Origin of the sequence: Methylobacterium sp. P1-11, assembly GCF_008329595.1 — a bacterium.
GTDB lineage: Bacteria > Pseudomonadota > Alphaproteobacteria > Rhizobiales > Beijerinckiaceae > Methylobacterium.
This window is the reverse complement of sequence record NZ_NPKS01000037.1, coordinates 25,974-39,733: the sequence shown is the minus strand read 5'-3', so window position 1 is coordinate 39,733 and position 13,760 is coordinate 25,974. Positions and strand designations below refer to the sequence as shown.

Below are 13,760 nucleotides of genomic sequence, written 5' to 3'. Positions count from 1 at the left end.
CCCATGGCGATGGTCACCGCGGCCTCGCCGGTGGCCTTGACCTTCTGACTTGATGATCGCCGACGAGGTCCGCCCTGACCTTAATGCGAGCCTCATCAGCGACACCAATGTATCACAACAAGTTTTCAGGCGGTCGCTGCGGCCTGGGCGGCGAAGTCACGATAGGAGCGGGGCGGACGTCCCAACAGTGCTGTAAGACGGTCTACATCGCCGGCGTCGGGCAGCATTCCTACGCTGTGGAAGCGCTCGCACATCAGGCGCATGTCGTAAGCCATCCAGCCCGGCGCATGCTTCTGCCGGAGGTTCTGCTCGAAGGCAGCGGTATCGTCGCCACCGTAGTTGATCGGGCGGCCCAGGACGTCGGACCAGATGGCGGCGACGTCCGAACCGGTCAGCGTCTCGGGACCCACGACATTGATCCGCTCGAAGGGAAGCGGGGTTTCGGCCTGCTCGCGACGGATGAGTTCGAGGGCCGCGATCTCCCCAAGGTCGGCGGCGTCGACCATAGCGAGGCCCTTGGCGCCGATGGGCATCGGGTAGACGCCGTAGTCGCGCACGACGTCCTTGATCATGAAATCGTTGTTCATGAAGTAGGCCGGGCGCAGGACGGTGGCGTGGAAGCCCATCGCCTCGATCATCCGCTCGACCGCGAACTTGCCCGCGAAATGCGGCACGTTCACGTAGAGGTCGCTGTGAATCACCGACAGGTAGACAATCCGCTCGATCCCGGCCTCGCGGGCGAGATTGAGGGCGATCAGGGCCTGGGTGACCTCGTCGGGCACCACCGCGTTCAGCAGGAACAGGGTTGAGACACCCGACAGGGCGTTCCGAATGGCGTCGACGTCGAGCAGGTCTCCCTGGACCGCGGTGACGCCCGCCGGCAACTTGGCCTTGGCGGTGTCACGAACCAGGGCGCGCACGTTGGCGCCGCGCTTCACGAGGTGTTCGACGACATGGCCGCCGACGGTGCCGGTCGCGCCGATAACGAGAATGGTCATGGGGGTAACTCCTGGTTTGCCTCTAGGGACATCCAGAAGATGCTCGATCCACTCGCGACCCGGGAGATGGTCGGTTAAGACAGTCCGTCTCGCTGGTGGAACACATGGACCTCCTCGCCCTCGCTGATTTCAACCTCGTCGCCCGTCATGGAGGCTTCGGACGGGCTGCCCGCGCCGCGGGACGCCCGAAGGCAACCCTGTCCCGCCGTGTCGCGGAACTGGAGGCCAGTCTCGCTCTGCGCCTTTTCGAACGCGGGGCGCGCGTCCTGAAGCTGACTGAGGAAGGCCGGGCGCTCCACGAGCGGACGAGGGTGCTACTGACGGAGCTAGACGAGACGGCGGCGGTCGTCGCTTCGGGCGGAGGCAAGCCACGGGGCCGGCTGCGCGTCAGCGCGCCCGTGTTCTTCTCCCAGGCCGCCATGGGGAAGCTCGCCGCGAGGTTCGCTTTAAAGCACCCCGAGGTTCGGCTTGAGGTCACCACGGAGGACCGTGCCGTCGACATGGTGGAGGAAGGCTATGACCTCGCGATCCGGGTCAATCCCGATCCGGATGAGAGCCTGGTCGGACGCATCTTCCTGAGGGACCGTCTGGTCGTCGTGGCTGCTCCGAGCCTGCCTCGGCCGGAGGGCGATGCGGCCGTGCCCGCCGTCGTGCGCGGGTCGATGGGGGACTCCATGACCTGGCCCGTGCGATCACCAGCGGGCAAGTCGAACGTCATCGCCGAGCCCGTCCTCGGCCTTCCATCGCTGATGATGGTCCGCGATGCCGTCCTGGCTGGCGTCGGCGCCGGGCGCCTTCCCATCTCCCTCGTCAGCCATGACCTGGCTGTCGACAGGTTGGTGCTCTGGGGCGATCTCGACAGACCCGAGATCGCCCTCTGGACCCTCTACCCGTCCCGGCGACTGCTGAGCGCGCGGGTGTCCGCCTTCCTCGACCACCTCAAGGAGGCATTTCCGATGGGAACCGCCGATGAATTGGCCGCCCATATCAGCGGATGACGGGCCAGGCCGGATGGAGGTGGCCGAGTATCAGGCCGCTTCAGCCTGTTTCTTGAGTTGCAGGTTCTCTCGGAAGAGCGATTGCATGCCCTTGTGGACCCCGTCGAGATAGGACCGGTAGGTCGGAAGGGCGTCGGGATCGACGCCGGCTAGCTTGGCGAAATAGGCGACGATGGCGTCGGACTCGGTCGTGAACCGGCCAGGCGTGAGTTCGGCCGTCGGGAAGGTGACCTTCTCGACGACGGGCGCGAGCAGCGCGCGGATCGCGGTCACCTCATCGTCGCCGGGCACGAACTCTCGCAGGACGACTTGATCGAGTTGGCCGGTTTCGAGCAGGAACAGGCGGACCTTCAGGCAGAACGGGCAGCCGGTCTTGAGGTAGACCGTCGGCTTGAACGTGGCATCGGTCATGGTCGTACGTCCCTGAGATTGGTAGGTTGGTCTTCCCGGCGGTCATCGGCCGGGCAGGTGATGTCAGGCCGCAGGTCCGGCCATGGCCGTGGGCGCCGTTGTCGGTCACGCGGTCTGGGCGAGTTGCGCCTTGACCCTTGGGATCACCTCGGTGCCCAGCAGCGTGATCGACCGCCGCATGGCGTCGGGCTCCTGCATCGCCGAACTCATCTGGAACGTCAGGCGAGAGATGCCCCCCAACGCTTCGCTGGCCGCAAGCGTCTTCGCCGCGACCGTTTCCGGCGAGCCGATGAGGTAGGCGCCGTAGGGGCCGCACATCGCCGCGAACTGCTCGCGCATGTCCGTGCTCGGCCATCCCCGTTCCGCCCCGATCTTCCCGAACATCTGGGCCCAGCCGGGAAAGAACGCCTCTTGTGCGGCCCGGTCCATGTCGGCGACGAAACCGACCGCGTGCACGCCCACCTTCAGGGTCTCCGGGTCATGACCGGCCTTGCGTCCGGCCTCCCGGTAGAGCTCGACCAGGGGACGGAAGCGCTGGAAGCTGCCGCCGATGATGGCGACCATCAGGGGTAGGCCGAGGGTGCCCGCGCGGGCAAAGGAGGCCGGGGTCCCGCCGACGCCGATCCAGACCGGCACCCTGTCCTGGTGCGGCCGCGGGTAGACGCCCTGGCCGGTCAGCGGTGGGCGGAAACGGCCGCGCCAGGTGACGTGCGTCTGGTCGCGTAGCGCCAGGAGCAAGTCGAGCTTCTCGACGAAGAGCGCGTCGTAATCCTCGGCGGCGAAGCCGAAGAGCGGGTAGGCCTCTCCGAAGGAACCGCGTCCGACAACGATCTCGGCCCGGCCCTTTGCGATGAGGTCGAGGGTGGCGAACTCCTGGAAGACGCGCACAGGGTCGGCGGCGCTGAGCACCGTGACGGCGCTCGTCAGGCGGATGCGGCTGGTGCGCACGGCCGCGGCGGCGAGGATAATGGCGGGTGCGGAGTCGAGGAACTCCGCGCGATGGTGCTCGCCGATGCCGAAGACGTCGAGCCCGGCGCGGTCGGCGACCTCGACCTCGTCGAGCAGGCGTTCCATCCGCTCCGTCCCCGTGACAGTGCGGCCCGTCTTCAGGTCGGGAAGCGTGACGGCGAAGCTGTCGATGCCGATTTCCATGGCGGATGGCCTGTGGTGCGTGACGCGGGACCAAGGGGACGTGTTGGGTCGTTCGTCCTTGGACGAGGGAGGCCGAGGCGGGCGGCCGCGACCTGCCGGTCGGCAAGGGCTCAGCGGCGACCGAGAACGGCGAGGATCTGATCCCGGCGCAGCCAGGCCAAGGTCGCCGTCAGGGCGAGCAGCACGGCGGCCGGAGCGGCGGGCGTGGGCAGGACTGTGAGATGGGCCAGAATGGCGCCCGCCATGGTGCAGGCAAGCCAGAGCGCGGCGAAGGCGGCGTATCCGGGGATCAGCAGGGCGATGGCACCGGCGACTTCCACGAGGCCGGTGACGATGCGGAACCACTGACCGACGCCGATGAGGTCGTAGACCTGTACCATCATCGGCACGCCAGCGAGCTTGGCGCCGCCGGCGGCGAGGAACACCAGGGCAAGCAGCACCTGCAGCGACCAGGCGACGATGTTGAGCTTGCGCGACGGGGCGGGCGAGGCCGTGAGGGTCGGGGACATGATGGACATCCGGTTCGAGGTGGCCGACCGCGGATGCGGCTTGGCTGTGAGCAAAAGAGCTAAGCTCCTTCCATCTCCCATCGAAGCCTCTATTTTTCGATGCGTCCCATCACCTGGACAGATGGATGCTCGATCATCTCACCCTCGACCAGTTGCGAACCTTCGTCGCCGCCGTTGACACCGGCAGCTTCTCGGCGGCCGGGCGCAAGCTTGGGCGAGCGCAGTCTCTCGTCAGCCAATCGATGGCCAACCTTGAGGCTCAGTCCGGCATCAAGCTGTTCGACCGCTCCAGCCGCTATCCGGTTCTGACCGAGGCCGGCAGCGTGTTGCTCGCCCATGCCCGTGCGACCGTGGCAGCCGCCGAAACCTTCAAGTCGCACGCCAGGGAGCTCGCCGGCGGCCTGGAGCCGGAGGTCAGCATCGTGCTCGACGTCCTGTTTCCGATCCAGGTACTCACGGCCGCCGTGGCCGCGTTCCAGCCGGCTTTCCCGACGACCCCCCTGCGCATCCAAGTCGAGACCCTTGGCGCGGTGATCGCACCGGTTCTCGACGGGCGCTGCGCCTTCGCGGTCGCCGGGGCCACGCCCCTGCTGCCCCCCGAGCTCGCGCGCGAGGCGTTGTGCCAGGTCGAGTTGGTGATGGTCGCCTCGCCCGCGCATCCGCTGGCCTGCATGACCGGGACGATCCCGACGTCCGACTTGGCCGAGCATGTCCAGCTGGTGCTGACCGACCGCAGCGAGTTGACCAAGGGGCGCGAGTTCGGCGTGTTCTCGCCGAGGACCTGGCGGCTGGCGGATCTCGGGGCCAAGCACGCCTTCCTCCGCTCGGGCCTCGGTTGGGGCGGGATGCCCCTGGACGTCGTCGCGGATGACCTTGCCAACGGCCAACTCGTGCGGCTGGACATCGCCGCCCTGCCCAAGGGCGGCTTGTTCCTGCCGATGTGGGCCGTCTACCCCATTGAGCGCCCGCCGGGCCCTGCGGGTCGATGGCTGATCGCACAACTGGCCTCGCGGTGAAGAAGGCCCATCGCCAAGGCCGGAGGATCGATCCGGCTGAGGAGATGGCTGGAACACCAACGTCTCATTGATGAGACGGGCCGTCCCAAATCGTCGGCCTACCGAGAGGACCGGGGACACGTACCTTCCGACAGGAAGGAGAAACCCATGTCCCAGTCCGACGATCTTATGTGCAACGATTCCGATTCCGAACCCGCCGCCTTCGGTAGGGCCTTGCGGCTTCATGCCTACGGCGGTCGGGAAGGCCTCGTCATTGACCGCGTGCCTGCGCCCGTTCCGGGTCCCGGCAAAGTCCTGGTCCAGGTCAAGGCCGCCGGGGTGAACGGCATCGACTGGAAGATCCGTGAGGGCTACGTCCGCAACAAGTTCGAGCTTTCGCTGCCGGCGACCATCGGCATCGAGATGGCCGGCGTCGTGCTGCGGCCTGGACCCGGCGTCGAAATCCTGAAGCCCGGCGACCGGGTCCTTGCCGCCCTCGGCGACTGCGGCGCCTATACCAACCATCTAATCATCGACGCGGAGAAGCTCGTCCCGACGCCGCCGACCCTGACGGACGTCGAGGCGGCGGCCATCCCCGTTGCGGCAATGACGGCCTGGCATATCATCCAGGCTGCGGATTTCGACCTCGCCGGGCGACGGGTGCTCATCCATGGGGCGGCAGGCGGCGTGGGAGGCTTCGCCGTCCAGTTCGCGAAGGCGACCGGCGCATCGGTCTATGCTACGGCCTCGACCACGAGCCTTTCGCATGTCCGGGCCCTCGGCGCGGACGAGGTGATCGACTATCGGCAACAGAAATTCGAGGCGCACGCGCAGGACGTCGATCTGGTGATCGATCTCGTCGGCGGGGCGGTCGTGAATCGGTCCTGGGCGATCCTGTCGCCTGACGGCCTCCTCGTCAGCATCGCCGCGCCGGACGTCGTATCGCGTACGCCCCAAGGCGGGCGCGGCGTCTTCCTGTCGAATAGGCCCGACACCGCGCGTCTGGCTGCAATCGCTCGCCAGGTCGCCGCCGGCACGCTTCGGTCGACCGTCGCCGAGGTGGTCGCGTTCGACGATCTGCCCGCTGCAATCGAGCGCAATCGCACCGGGCATGCTCCCGGGAAGATCGTGACCGATCTCACCCTGTGAATACCCGTGAAACCTAAGGGTTCAGCATTGAACCAAGCAGTAGCGTTTCGGTCGCTTGATGGGCCATGACATGCTCGGTCACCATCAGCCGGGCTTTGTTCCGTGCCTTGGGCCCGCCGAGCATGAACAGCGCCAGGCGCTGGCCGATGACCATCTGCGCCTCGACGCCGAGCATGGCGAGCTCGGCGCCCATCGTGAGGAACGAGGCAGCCTTGGCCAGCGGTTTCCGACGTGACCTCATGGTGCCGTCCCCCGTCCGATGAACGTCAGGCGGCGCTCTCGCGCCGCGTCACGATGAGAGCCCAGATGGTCGCTGGTATCCAGCCGATCAGCGTCAGGTGCAGGAAGATGCAGAGGATGCCCTGGAGCACCTTCCCACGCAGGAACATGGCGAGCCATGGCGCCAGGAAGCAGATGATGATCATGACCATGGGCGGCATCTCCGAAATCCGGTTGCGAACCGTGACGGAGAGGGTTGGTTCGTCCTCGACCCTGATCGGACGAGGCTCCTTCAGTCTTCCGCATAGAGCCGGGATTCTCCTGTCCGCGTAGCCCTCGGACACAAGGACGGACTGCTGAACGAGTGAGACGCTCCAGAACCAACATGATCCAGCTGCAGCAGGTCGGCCTGGCCCTCAGCCTATGACACTTCGAGCGAGGGGCAGCTTCCAACGTGGCAGCCGCCCCTCGTAACCTCAGGTAGTTTTATAGCGGAACTCTGGGTCCCAAATCGGATCTTTGGGGCGGCTATTATCGGCTATCTCTAAAGCCTAACGAGCAGCAACAGCGCGATGATGTTGGTGATCTTGATCTCCGGGTTCACGACGGTTCCGGCTGTGTGCTTGTTGAGCAGGTTGTGGTCGTTCGTCGAGCGTGCACCACTCGGATTAGAGTGGACCTTTAAGCAGGTAGAAGGACCGCGCAGCCTCCTTCAGGAGCAACCACTTCAGTCACGAGAAAGGTCTGCTCTTCCGGTTTGAACGTCAGAAGCGGACCGGCAGCTTACGGCCAGATTCAGCCGGCTCCGGTCCGTCCTCGGTTTTCCGGTGGCTTTAGTTCGAAGCCACCGGCAGCATCGACGTTTCTTGGAGGGAATGCGAGATGGTCCCGCCCATGTCCACCCAGAGGGGGGAGCGGGGACTTGGCCGTCGACAGGTCCGGGCATGGACCGTCCGCCGACACTTCTGCGTTAAGCCGGCGGTTCGCCGCTCCGCCGGAGACGCAGATGATCTCGCCCTACACGATCCATGTCCCCGACGAGCGGCTCGCCGCGATCAGGACGAAGATCGCGGCGTATGATTGGAGCCAGCTCTCCGATGCGGGCGGCTGGTCCGCCGGGGTCGGGATCGAGGACCTGAAGAGGCTCGTCCGGTATTGGCTTGACGACTACGACTGGCGTCGGACCGAGGCCCGCCTGAATCGACTGCCCAACTTTCACACGACGATCGAGGCCGAGGGGATCCACTTTCTTCACAAGCGGGGCGACGGGTCGAAGCCGCCCATTCTGCTGCTCCACGGCTGGCCCGGCTCCTTCATCGAGTTCGAGCACCTGATTGATCCGCTCGCCGCGGACGGGCACGACGTGATCGTCCCCTCGCTGCCGGGCTTCGCCTTCTCGAAGCCGATTAGCTGCGTCGTCGGCCCGCGCCGGATCGCCGAACTGATGCATGGCCTGATGGCGCGACTGTTCGGAGAGACGCGCTTCTTCGTCCAGGGCGGGGACTGGGGCGGCCATATCGCGAGCTGGATGGCGTACCTGCGCCCCGAGGCGATGGCCGGCTTCCACGTCAACATGGCCAGCATCCACGCAGAGGACGCGGTCCCGACAACGGCGGAGGAAAAGGACGTCGCTGCACGTCGCAACGCGATCCTCCGTTGGGAGACCGGCTACAACCTGGAGCAGGAGACCCGTCCGCAGACCCTTGGAGTCGCGCTGGCGGACAGCCCGGTCGGCACCGCCGGCTGGATCCTCGAGAAGTTCGGCAAGTGGGCGGACCTTCCGAAGCGCGCCGACGGCAGCCCCGACCTCTGGGCACGCTTCTCCGAGGAGGCCCTCCTCACGAACATCATGCTGTACCTGGGGCCGTCGGCCGTCGTGACGTCGACGTGGATCTATCACGGCAAGCGTCTCGAAGGATCGGACCGCTTCCCCGCCGGCACACGCGTCCTGGTGCCGATGGGAATAGCCGCGTTCCCGGATCCAGTGTTCCTGCCGACGCTACGGTCCTTCGCCGAGAAGACCTACGACGTCGTCCACTACAGCCAAATGGCGGCCGGCGGCCACTTCGCTGCGTTCGAGGAGCCGGAGCTGATGCTCGCAGACCTCCGGACCTTCGTTGCGACGATCCCGGGGGATCGGCGCTGAAGACGGATCTGAGCGCGCTCGAAGCCCGGCGCATCGCCCTCGCCGCACAGGGCTTCGACGCGCCCCCTCGCGAAGGTCCCGTCAGTGCGACGCGGATCCGCAGCGCGATCGGCCGGCTCGGCCTGCTGCAGATCGACAGCGTGAACGTCCTCGCACGAGCCCATTACCTGCCGCTGTTCTCGCGCCTGGGGCCGTACGATCGCGACCTCCTCGACGCGGTCACGGTCGCCAGGCCGAAGCGTTTCTTCGAGTATTGGGGGCACGAGGCGTCCCTTCTGCCCATCGACCTCCAACCCCTGCTGCGCTGGCGCATGGACCGCGCACTCCGCGGTCAGGGCGTCTGGCAGCGGCTCGAGCCCTTCGCGGGCGAGAAGCGGGCCGAGGCCGATGCTCTCCTCGCCCGGATCGAGAAGGAGGGGCCGTTGGCCGCCTCAGACGTGGCCGGTGACAGGGCCGCGAAGGGCATGTGGGAGTGGAGCGACGCCAAGCACGCGCTCGAATGGCTTTTCTGGTCGGGACAGGTGGCCTCGACGCATCGTCGGAGCAGCTTCGAGCGCGTGTACGATCTCCCGGAGCGGGTGCTGCCCCGTGCCGTTCTCGACATCCCGACGCCGACCGGGATCGATGCGAGGCGGGATCTCATCGCGCGTTCGGCAAAGGCGCTCGGCGTCGCGACGGTGCACGATCTGCGCGACTATTACCGGATACCGCCGGCGGACGCGGTCCTGCCTATTGAGCAGCTCGTCGAGGAGGGCACGCTCGTCCCGGTGCACGTGAGCGGTTGGCAGAAACAGGCCTATCTACACAGGGACGCGAAGCCCGGCCGCAGGCTCGGCGCCTCCGCGCTTCTCTCCCCCTTCGACCCGCTCGTCTGGCATCGTCCTCGGGCTGAGAGGCTGTTCGGCTTCCGGTACCGCCTGGAGATCTACACACCGGCCCACAAGCGCGAGCATGGCTACTACGTGCTGCCCTTCCTGCTGGACGGCGCGCTCGTCGCCCGCGTGGACCTGAAGGCGGACCGGAAGGTCGGCGTCTTGGTCGTCCAGCGCGCCCATGTCGAGCCGAGGGCGCCGGCCGATACCGCGGAACGGCTGCTCGGGGAGCTGCGCCTGACGGCGTCGTGGCTCGGGTTGTCCAGCATCGTCGTCGCACCGACCGCCGTCCTTCCAGGCCTGACGGCGGTTTCCAACATCGAGGTCCACCCGCCCGTCTCACCATAGGAAACCGTGCGCCGCCGGCGATTTAAGGAGGCTCCACCACGGTTGCCAAGACGCACACGCACGGTTTGACAGACAATTGTGGAGGCATCGCTGACACCTTCGCAGGGCAACGCCGCAGCCGTTGCCCCGTCGCGATACAACCGGGCACGGCCCCTACGTCCGCTTATGGACATCGCGTCCGGAACATTGAACGGCCGAGCCGGGCGCAAAGCCGAACGACGGGTTTTGCGCTGATCGGCGATCCAGCATGGTGTAGTCTGGCCGTAAGCAGCTCGTCCGCTTCGAGGCTCGGGGAGTGAACAAACGGACACTCGTGCGGCAAAGGTGAAAGCCTCGGAGTGATCCTGATCCTCGCCTGAGGTGGTCCGCCCTGAGGTATGACTTACGAGCTGAAGGCCGTCAGCTCGGAAACTTGTAGCCTCCGAGCGGCACAGGCAGGTTGTGGACGCTCTCTGGGAGAAGCATGGTCTCTCGGAGCGGTACGCCTGCCGCCTCGTGGGCCAGCACCGTGGCCGGCCCGCAGGAAGTGCGCCAGCATCTTCCCCAGGTCGGCTGTTGAGGAATCCGCCAGGAGCCGTGTCGTGGTGGTTGCCGAGCAGGCCGCCCGGAAACCCGCCAAGCGCGCAGCCGAAGCTGTGCGCCGGCGCCGGGGCCCGCAGGGGCGGGAGCAGACTGGTTGCCGCCGAGGAGCTCGGCCAGCTTAGCCCGGTTCGCCCTCTCGGCTTGTTCAAGGCCCAGGCGACTCGCTGGCGTACAGATCCTCGGCGCAATGCTGCAGGCTAGAGGCTCATTGGGTATGAATGCCCGTCGGCGGCTGCGAGGCGTACCACTCCGCCGCTTGGTTGATCTCCTCGGAAGTCATCCTCCGGGCGACGTTACGCATCTGCTGGCTGATGTCATTGCGACGCGCACCTGAGGCGAAGGCCTGGAGCTGAGCCTTCACGTAGGCGGCGGGCTGACCTTCCAGCCATGGGCTTCCTGTCTTGTTGTCGAGCACGCCGTGGCAGGAGCCGCAGGGCGCAACGTTGCGCAGCGGAGCACCGTTGATGACGATGCGCGGGACGGGCTTGTCGCTGGCCGGGTGGAATCCGGGCAGCCGCGGCAGGTACGCGTAGTACGCCGAGAGATCGGTCATGTCTCGTTCCGACAGGTTCACGGCGAACGGCGTCATCGTTGCGTTGACCCGCACGCCTGACTTGAAGTCGGCCAGTTGCTTGTAGATCGCGGGCGCGTACTGACCGGCGAGATTGGGAGAGTCGGCCCGGCTCACTCCGGTTGGCCCATGGCAGATCGCGCATTGCTGCGCGAGCGTCGCGCCGCGTCCCACCGCCTCCGGGTCAGCGGTACTGGGCAGCGCAGAGGTTATTACCACCCGGGTGAGCTTGCCGTCCGGCTGGACCGGGTCAGTTGCCGAGGAAGACTTCGGCACGCCCGCGGCGCTGCAGATGGCGTCCCAAACGCCGGCGAGCTTGAGGTCCGGCTGTGCGTACGGGAGCAGCACAAAGCCGCCGAGCGCGGTCACGGCGAGCAGGCCGACGGTGATGCTGACTGAACCGGTGAACCAGGGGTCCCTCGGCGAAAGGAGGCGATCGTCGCTCATGGATTGGCCCCCACGTACACCGCCGGTACTGACGTGTCCTTGCGCAACGCGAGCTGCGCGATGGGAAAGCCGTAGTTGGTCACCGTGAGGCCAACCATCAGGGCGATCCATAGGGCGTAGCCGTTGAGCGCCGGTACACTCAGCGGAGGGTGGAGAGCTTCGGCGAATCGGTAGGCGCCAGCATCCTCCCGCGGCGCGTGGTGGCCCCGGACTAGCACGAGGATGAATAGGGCTCCCGACGCCACCAGGATGAAGCCGCCGATGGCCGAGAGGATCACCGAGAAGGCCTGCGTGGCGACGGCAGGGTCGCCGTAGTCGAAGTAGGCCATGCGGCGCGGCATGCCAAGGATGCCAACCCAGTGCCAGGGAAAGGTCGTGACAATCATGCCGACGAACCAGAGCCAGAGCTGGGTGCGCATCAGGTGCAGGTCAGCCAGTGCGCGGCCGGTGAGGTGCGGCCACAGGTCGTAGGCAATCGCGAAGTACATGATGACGATGGCGCCACCGAAGATCAGGTGGAAGTGGCCCGTGATCCACTGCGTGTTGTGGATGGACGTATCGAGCTGGTAGCTCATGTTGATCAGTCCGCCGGCACCGCCGAAGCCGAGCATCACGAACGAGAACGCGACCGCGAGCATGATCGGGTTCGACCAGGGCAGGACCTTGATCCAGCCGAAGGGCCCGCGGCCGCCGCGCAGGCGTGCGGCGATCTCCACCGATGCGCAGATGGTGAAGACAGTCAGCAGCGTCGGGAGTGCCACGAGCGCGGTGAAGGCCGAGTGGATGAACTTGAAGCCTGCGCCAACCTGAGGGTCGGCGAAGGTATGGTGCATGCCGATGGGCATCGCTACCACCAGGAACAGGATGAACGAGATCCTGGCCATGGTGTCGCTGTAGATCTTCCCGCCAATCGCCCGCGGCACGATGGTGTAGTAGGCGATGTAGGTCGGCATCAGCCAGAAGTAGACGATGGCGTGCAGCGTCCAAGAGAAGAACACCCGCGACAGGCCCGCGTCGATGGTCGACCTCAGGCCGAAGGCGACCGGCAGGATCTGCAGGAGGAGTTCGAGCGCTGCGCCCACCGCCGTCCAGGCCCACAGGTAGGAGCCGGCCACGTTGGCGAACATCGGAAGCGGCACCGGCGTGCCGGGGTTCGCCTTCTTCCAGGCGTGCAGGTTCACCGACATTAGGGCGACCCAGATCCAGGAGCCCACCACCACGAGCACCACGCCCAGGTAGTAGAAGGGGCTTCCGATCAGGGGCGGGTAGAAGGTGTACAGAACCGAGGCCCGGCCGAGCGACACCGGGACCATCGCCATGACCGCACCGGCCACGACGAGCCAGTACCCGGCCCAGGCCCACCGCAGCCCGATGAGGCGCTGCTTGAGCGAGACCTCGCTAATGGCGTAGCCAAACCCCATCGCCACAAGGGTTGGGAACACGTAGCCCATGACGGTGCCGTGCGCCGTCAGCGAGCGGTAATACCACTCGGGGTTGCTGATCCAGGTATGGAGCGGGCTACGGATAAACATCTGCCAGGCCCCGAGCAGCAGGGCGAGGCCGAAGACGGCGAAGGCCAGCCAGAAATGGGCGAGGACGAGCCTCCTGCTACTCAACACAGGCGACCCTCCGGTTGGCAGAGATCATGGACAGGAACGCGGACTTGTCGACCACCTTGACCTTGGCCCACATGCCCTCGTGACCGACGCCGCAGTATTCCTGGCAGGGCATCAGGTACTCGCCCGGCTTGCTGAACTTGGCCGGAATCTCCGAGACGTAGCCGGGCACCAGCATGGTGTTGACGTTGGTCTTCTGGATCAGGAAGCCATGCACCACGTCGGGGCTCGTGGCCCGGAACACCACCGGGGTGTCGGTGGGCACCACCATGCACTGAGGCGTGAAGCTGTATTGCTGGCCCACAGCCCGTACCGTCACCGAGCCATCCGGCTCGACCGCGCTGCCGAGGTTGCTCTCAACGAACTCGCCGGTGAGGTGGAGAGTCTGGGGCTGGATCGTCTCCACGCGCGCCTGGGGCATCGTCGCCCGGTGGATCCCCGCGAAGGCTGCCATTCCGGCCAGCAGGACGATGATGCCAATGGACAGGGTCGCCCATCGGCGCTCGACCCGCTCGGCGACGCGGGCACCCTCGTCAATGTGCTCATGAGTCGTCATCGGGGCTCCGGGTCAGCTCCCGCGCGGCAGGAAGACGAACAGGTAGAAGGCGAACCAGCAGGCCACGACGATGGCCGTCGCGATCGCCGCGACCGTCACAGCGCCGGATGGCCCCGCCCTCACGACGGAATCGACGTCGCGGCGCTCGGCTTCCTCGTCGCAGTGCTGCAGAGGGGGAGAGTTCAGCATGA

The 13,760-nt window shown here is 66.4% G+C and carries 15 protein-coding genes; 5 read left to right on the top strand and 10 right to left on the bottom strand.

What is annotated here, in order from left to right; translation table 11 throughout:
- Positions 1–125: 125 nt before the first annotated feature.
- On the bottom strand, positions 126–998 hold the full coding sequence (locus tag CIW48_RS27615; protein ID WP_149313621.1) for an NmrA/HSCARG family protein: 873 nt from the start codon (positions 996–998) through the stop codon (positions 126–128).
- Between the two features lie 104 nt (positions 999–1,102).
- Here CIW48_RS27615 and CIW48_RS27610 point away from each other — a divergent pair, with 104 nt between their 5' ends.
- Positions 1,103–1,996, top strand: a complete 894-nt coding sequence (locus CIW48_RS27610) for a LysR family transcriptional regulator (RefSeq protein ID WP_149313620.1) — start codon at positions 1,103–1,105, stop codon at positions 1,994–1,996.
- 30 nt (positions 1,997–2,026) lie between these two features.
- Here CIW48_RS27610 and CIW48_RS27605 read toward each other — a convergent pair whose 3' ends face one another.
- The 3 genes from CIW48_RS27605 to CIW48_RS27595 form a co-directional block, all read right to left on the bottom strand.
- A complete protein-coding gene (locus tag CIW48_RS27605; RefSeq protein WP_149313619.1) occupies positions 2,027–2,407 on the bottom strand; it encodes a glutathione S-transferase N-terminal domain-containing protein in 381 nt (126 codons plus the stop codon).
- Between the two features lie 105 nt (positions 2,408–2,512).
- The gene (locus tag CIW48_RS27600) at positions 2,513–3,559 is read right to left on the bottom strand and encodes an LLM class flavin-dependent oxidoreductase (RefSeq protein ID WP_149313618.1); all 1,047 of its coding nucleotides are present in this window, start codon (positions 3,557–3,559) and stop codon (positions 2,513–2,515) included.
- A 110-nt stretch (positions 3,560–3,669) separates the two neighbouring features.
- Entirely contained in the window at positions 3,670–4,068 is a 399-nt protein-coding gene (locus CIW48_RS27595) for a DoxX family protein (protein ID WP_149313617.1), read from the bottom strand.
- 125 nt (positions 4,069–4,193) lie between these two features.
- On the opposite strand from CIW48_RS27595, the gene CIW48_RS27590 reads away from it, so the two are divergent.
- The gene (locus tag CIW48_RS27590) at positions 4,194–5,084 is read left to right on the top strand and encodes a LysR family transcriptional regulator (protein WP_149313616.1); all 891 of its coding nucleotides are present in this window, start codon (positions 4,194–4,196) and stop codon (positions 5,082–5,084) included.
- Between the two features lie 147 nt (positions 5,085–5,231).
- Positions 5,232–6,212 carry an NADP-dependent oxidoreductase gene (locus tag CIW48_RS27585; protein WP_197739383.1) on the top strand — a complete coding sequence of 327 codons (981 nt, stop codon included), beginning with the start codon at positions 5,232–5,234 and terminating at the stop codon, positions 6,210–6,212.
- Positions 6,213–6,225: 13 nt separating this feature from the next.
- Here the strand turns inward: CIW48_RS27585 and CIW48_RS27580 are convergent, their stop codons facing one another.
- The gene (locus CIW48_RS27580) at positions 6,226–6,453 is read right to left on the bottom strand and encodes a hypothetical protein (protein WP_149313615.1); all 228 of its coding nucleotides are present in this window, start codon (positions 6,451–6,453) and stop codon (positions 6,226–6,228) included.
- A gap of 25 nt (positions 6,454–6,478) precedes the next feature.
- A complete protein-coding gene (locus tag CIW48_RS27575; RefSeq protein ID WP_149313614.1) occupies positions 6,479–6,643 on the bottom strand; it encodes a YqaE/Pmp3 family membrane protein in 165 nt (54 codons plus the stop codon).
- A gap of 794 nt (positions 6,644–7,437) precedes the next feature.
- Here CIW48_RS27575 and CIW48_RS27570 point away from each other — a divergent pair.
- Together CIW48_RS27570 and CIW48_RS27565 are read left to right on the top strand one after the other, a co-directional pair.
- A complete protein-coding gene (locus tag CIW48_RS27570) occupies positions 7,438–8,577 on the top strand; it encodes an epoxide hydrolase (RefSeq protein ID WP_149313613.1) in 1,140 nt (379 codons plus the stop codon).
- Positions 8,574–9,797, top strand: coding sequence for a crosslink repair DNA glycosylase YcaQ family protein (locus CIW48_RS27565; RefSeq protein WP_149313645.1), 1,224 nt, complete (start codon positions 8,574–8,576; stop codon positions 9,795–9,797). Before CIW48_RS27570 ends, CIW48_RS27565 begins: the two co-directional genes overlap by 4 nt.
- A gap of 787 nt (positions 9,798–10,584) precedes the next feature.
- On the opposite strand, the gene CIW48_RS27560 is transcribed toward CIW48_RS27565, so the two are convergent.
- The 4 genes from CIW48_RS27560 to CIW48_RS33555 are packed head-to-tail and all read right to left on the bottom strand — an operon-like array spanning position 10,585 to position 13,758.
- On the bottom strand, positions 10,585–11,397 hold the full coding sequence (locus tag CIW48_RS27560; RefSeq protein ID WP_149313612.1) for a c-type cytochrome: 813 nt from the start codon (positions 11,395–11,397) through the stop codon (positions 10,585–10,587).
- The gene (locus CIW48_RS27555; protein WP_149313611.1) at positions 11,394–13,016 is read right to left on the bottom strand and encodes a b(o/a)3-type cytochrome-c oxidase subunit 1; all 1,623 of its coding nucleotides are present in this window, start codon (positions 13,014–13,016) and stop codon (positions 11,394–11,396) included. Before CIW48_RS27555 ends, CIW48_RS27560 begins: the two co-directional genes overlap by 4 nt.
- Positions 13,006–13,569 carry a cytochrome C oxidase subunit II gene (locus CIW48_RS27550; protein ID WP_149313610.1) on the bottom strand — a complete coding sequence of 188 codons (564 nt, stop codon included), beginning with the start codon at positions 13,567–13,569 and terminating at the stop codon, positions 13,006–13,008. The genes CIW48_RS27555 and CIW48_RS27550 overlap by 11 nt, the downstream gene beginning before the upstream one ends.
- A gap of 12 nt (positions 13,570–13,581) precedes the next feature.
- Entirely contained in the window at positions 13,582–13,758 is a 177-nt protein-coding gene (locus CIW48_RS33555) for a hypothetical protein (RefSeq protein ID WP_173009422.1), read from the bottom strand.
- Positions 13,759–13,760 lie beyond the last annotated feature (2 nt).

Coding starts and splice junctions, on each gene's coding strand:
- CIW48_RS27615 (WP_149313621.1), bottom strand. CDS start 998: ATGACCATTCTCGTTATCGGCGCGACCGGCACCGTCGGCGGCCATGTC.
- CIW48_RS27610 (WP_149313620.1), top strand. CDS start 1,103: ATGGACCTCCTCGCCCTCGCTGATTTCAACCTCGTCGCCCGTCATGGA.
- CIW48_RS27605 (WP_149313619.1), bottom strand. CDS start 2,407: ATGACCGATGCCACGTTCAAGCCGACGGTCTACCTCAAGACCGGCTGC.
- CIW48_RS27600 (WP_149313618.1), bottom strand. CDS start 3,559: ATGGAAATCGGCATCGACAGCTTCGCCGTCACGCTTCCCGACCTGAAG.
- CIW48_RS27595 (WP_149313617.1), bottom strand. CDS start 4,068: ATGTCCCCGACCCTCACGGCCTCGCCCGCCCCGTCGCGCAAGCTCAAC.
- CIW48_RS27590 (WP_149313616.1), top strand. CDS start 4,194: ATGCTCGATCATCTCACCCTCGACCAGTTGCGAACCTTCGTCGCCGCC.
- CIW48_RS27585 (WP_197739383.1), top strand. CDS start 5,232: ATGTCCCAGTCCGACGATCTTATGTGCAACGATTCCGATTCCGAACCC.
- CIW48_RS27580 (WP_149313615.1), bottom strand. CDS start 6,453: ATGAGGTCACGTCGGAAACCGCTGGCCAAGGCTGCCTCGTTCCTCACG.
- CIW48_RS27575 (WP_149313614.1), bottom strand. CDS start 6,643: ATGGTCATGATCATCATCTGCTTCCTGGCGCCATGGCTCGCCATGTTC.
- CIW48_RS27570 (WP_149313613.1), top strand. CDS start 7,438: ATGATCTCGCCCTACACGATCCATGTCCCCGACGAGCGGCTCGCCGCG.
- CIW48_RS27560 (WP_149313612.1), bottom strand. CDS start 11,397: ATGAGCGACGATCGCCTCCTTTCGCCGAGGGACCCCTGGTTCACCGGT.
- CIW48_RS27550 (WP_149313610.1), bottom strand. CDS start 13,569: ATGACGACTCATGAGCACATTGACGAGGGTGCCCGCGTCGCCGAGCGG.
- CIW48_RS33555 (WP_173009422.1), bottom strand. CDS start 13,758: ATGCTGAACTCTCCCCCTCTGCAGCACTGCGACGAGGAAGCCGAGCGC.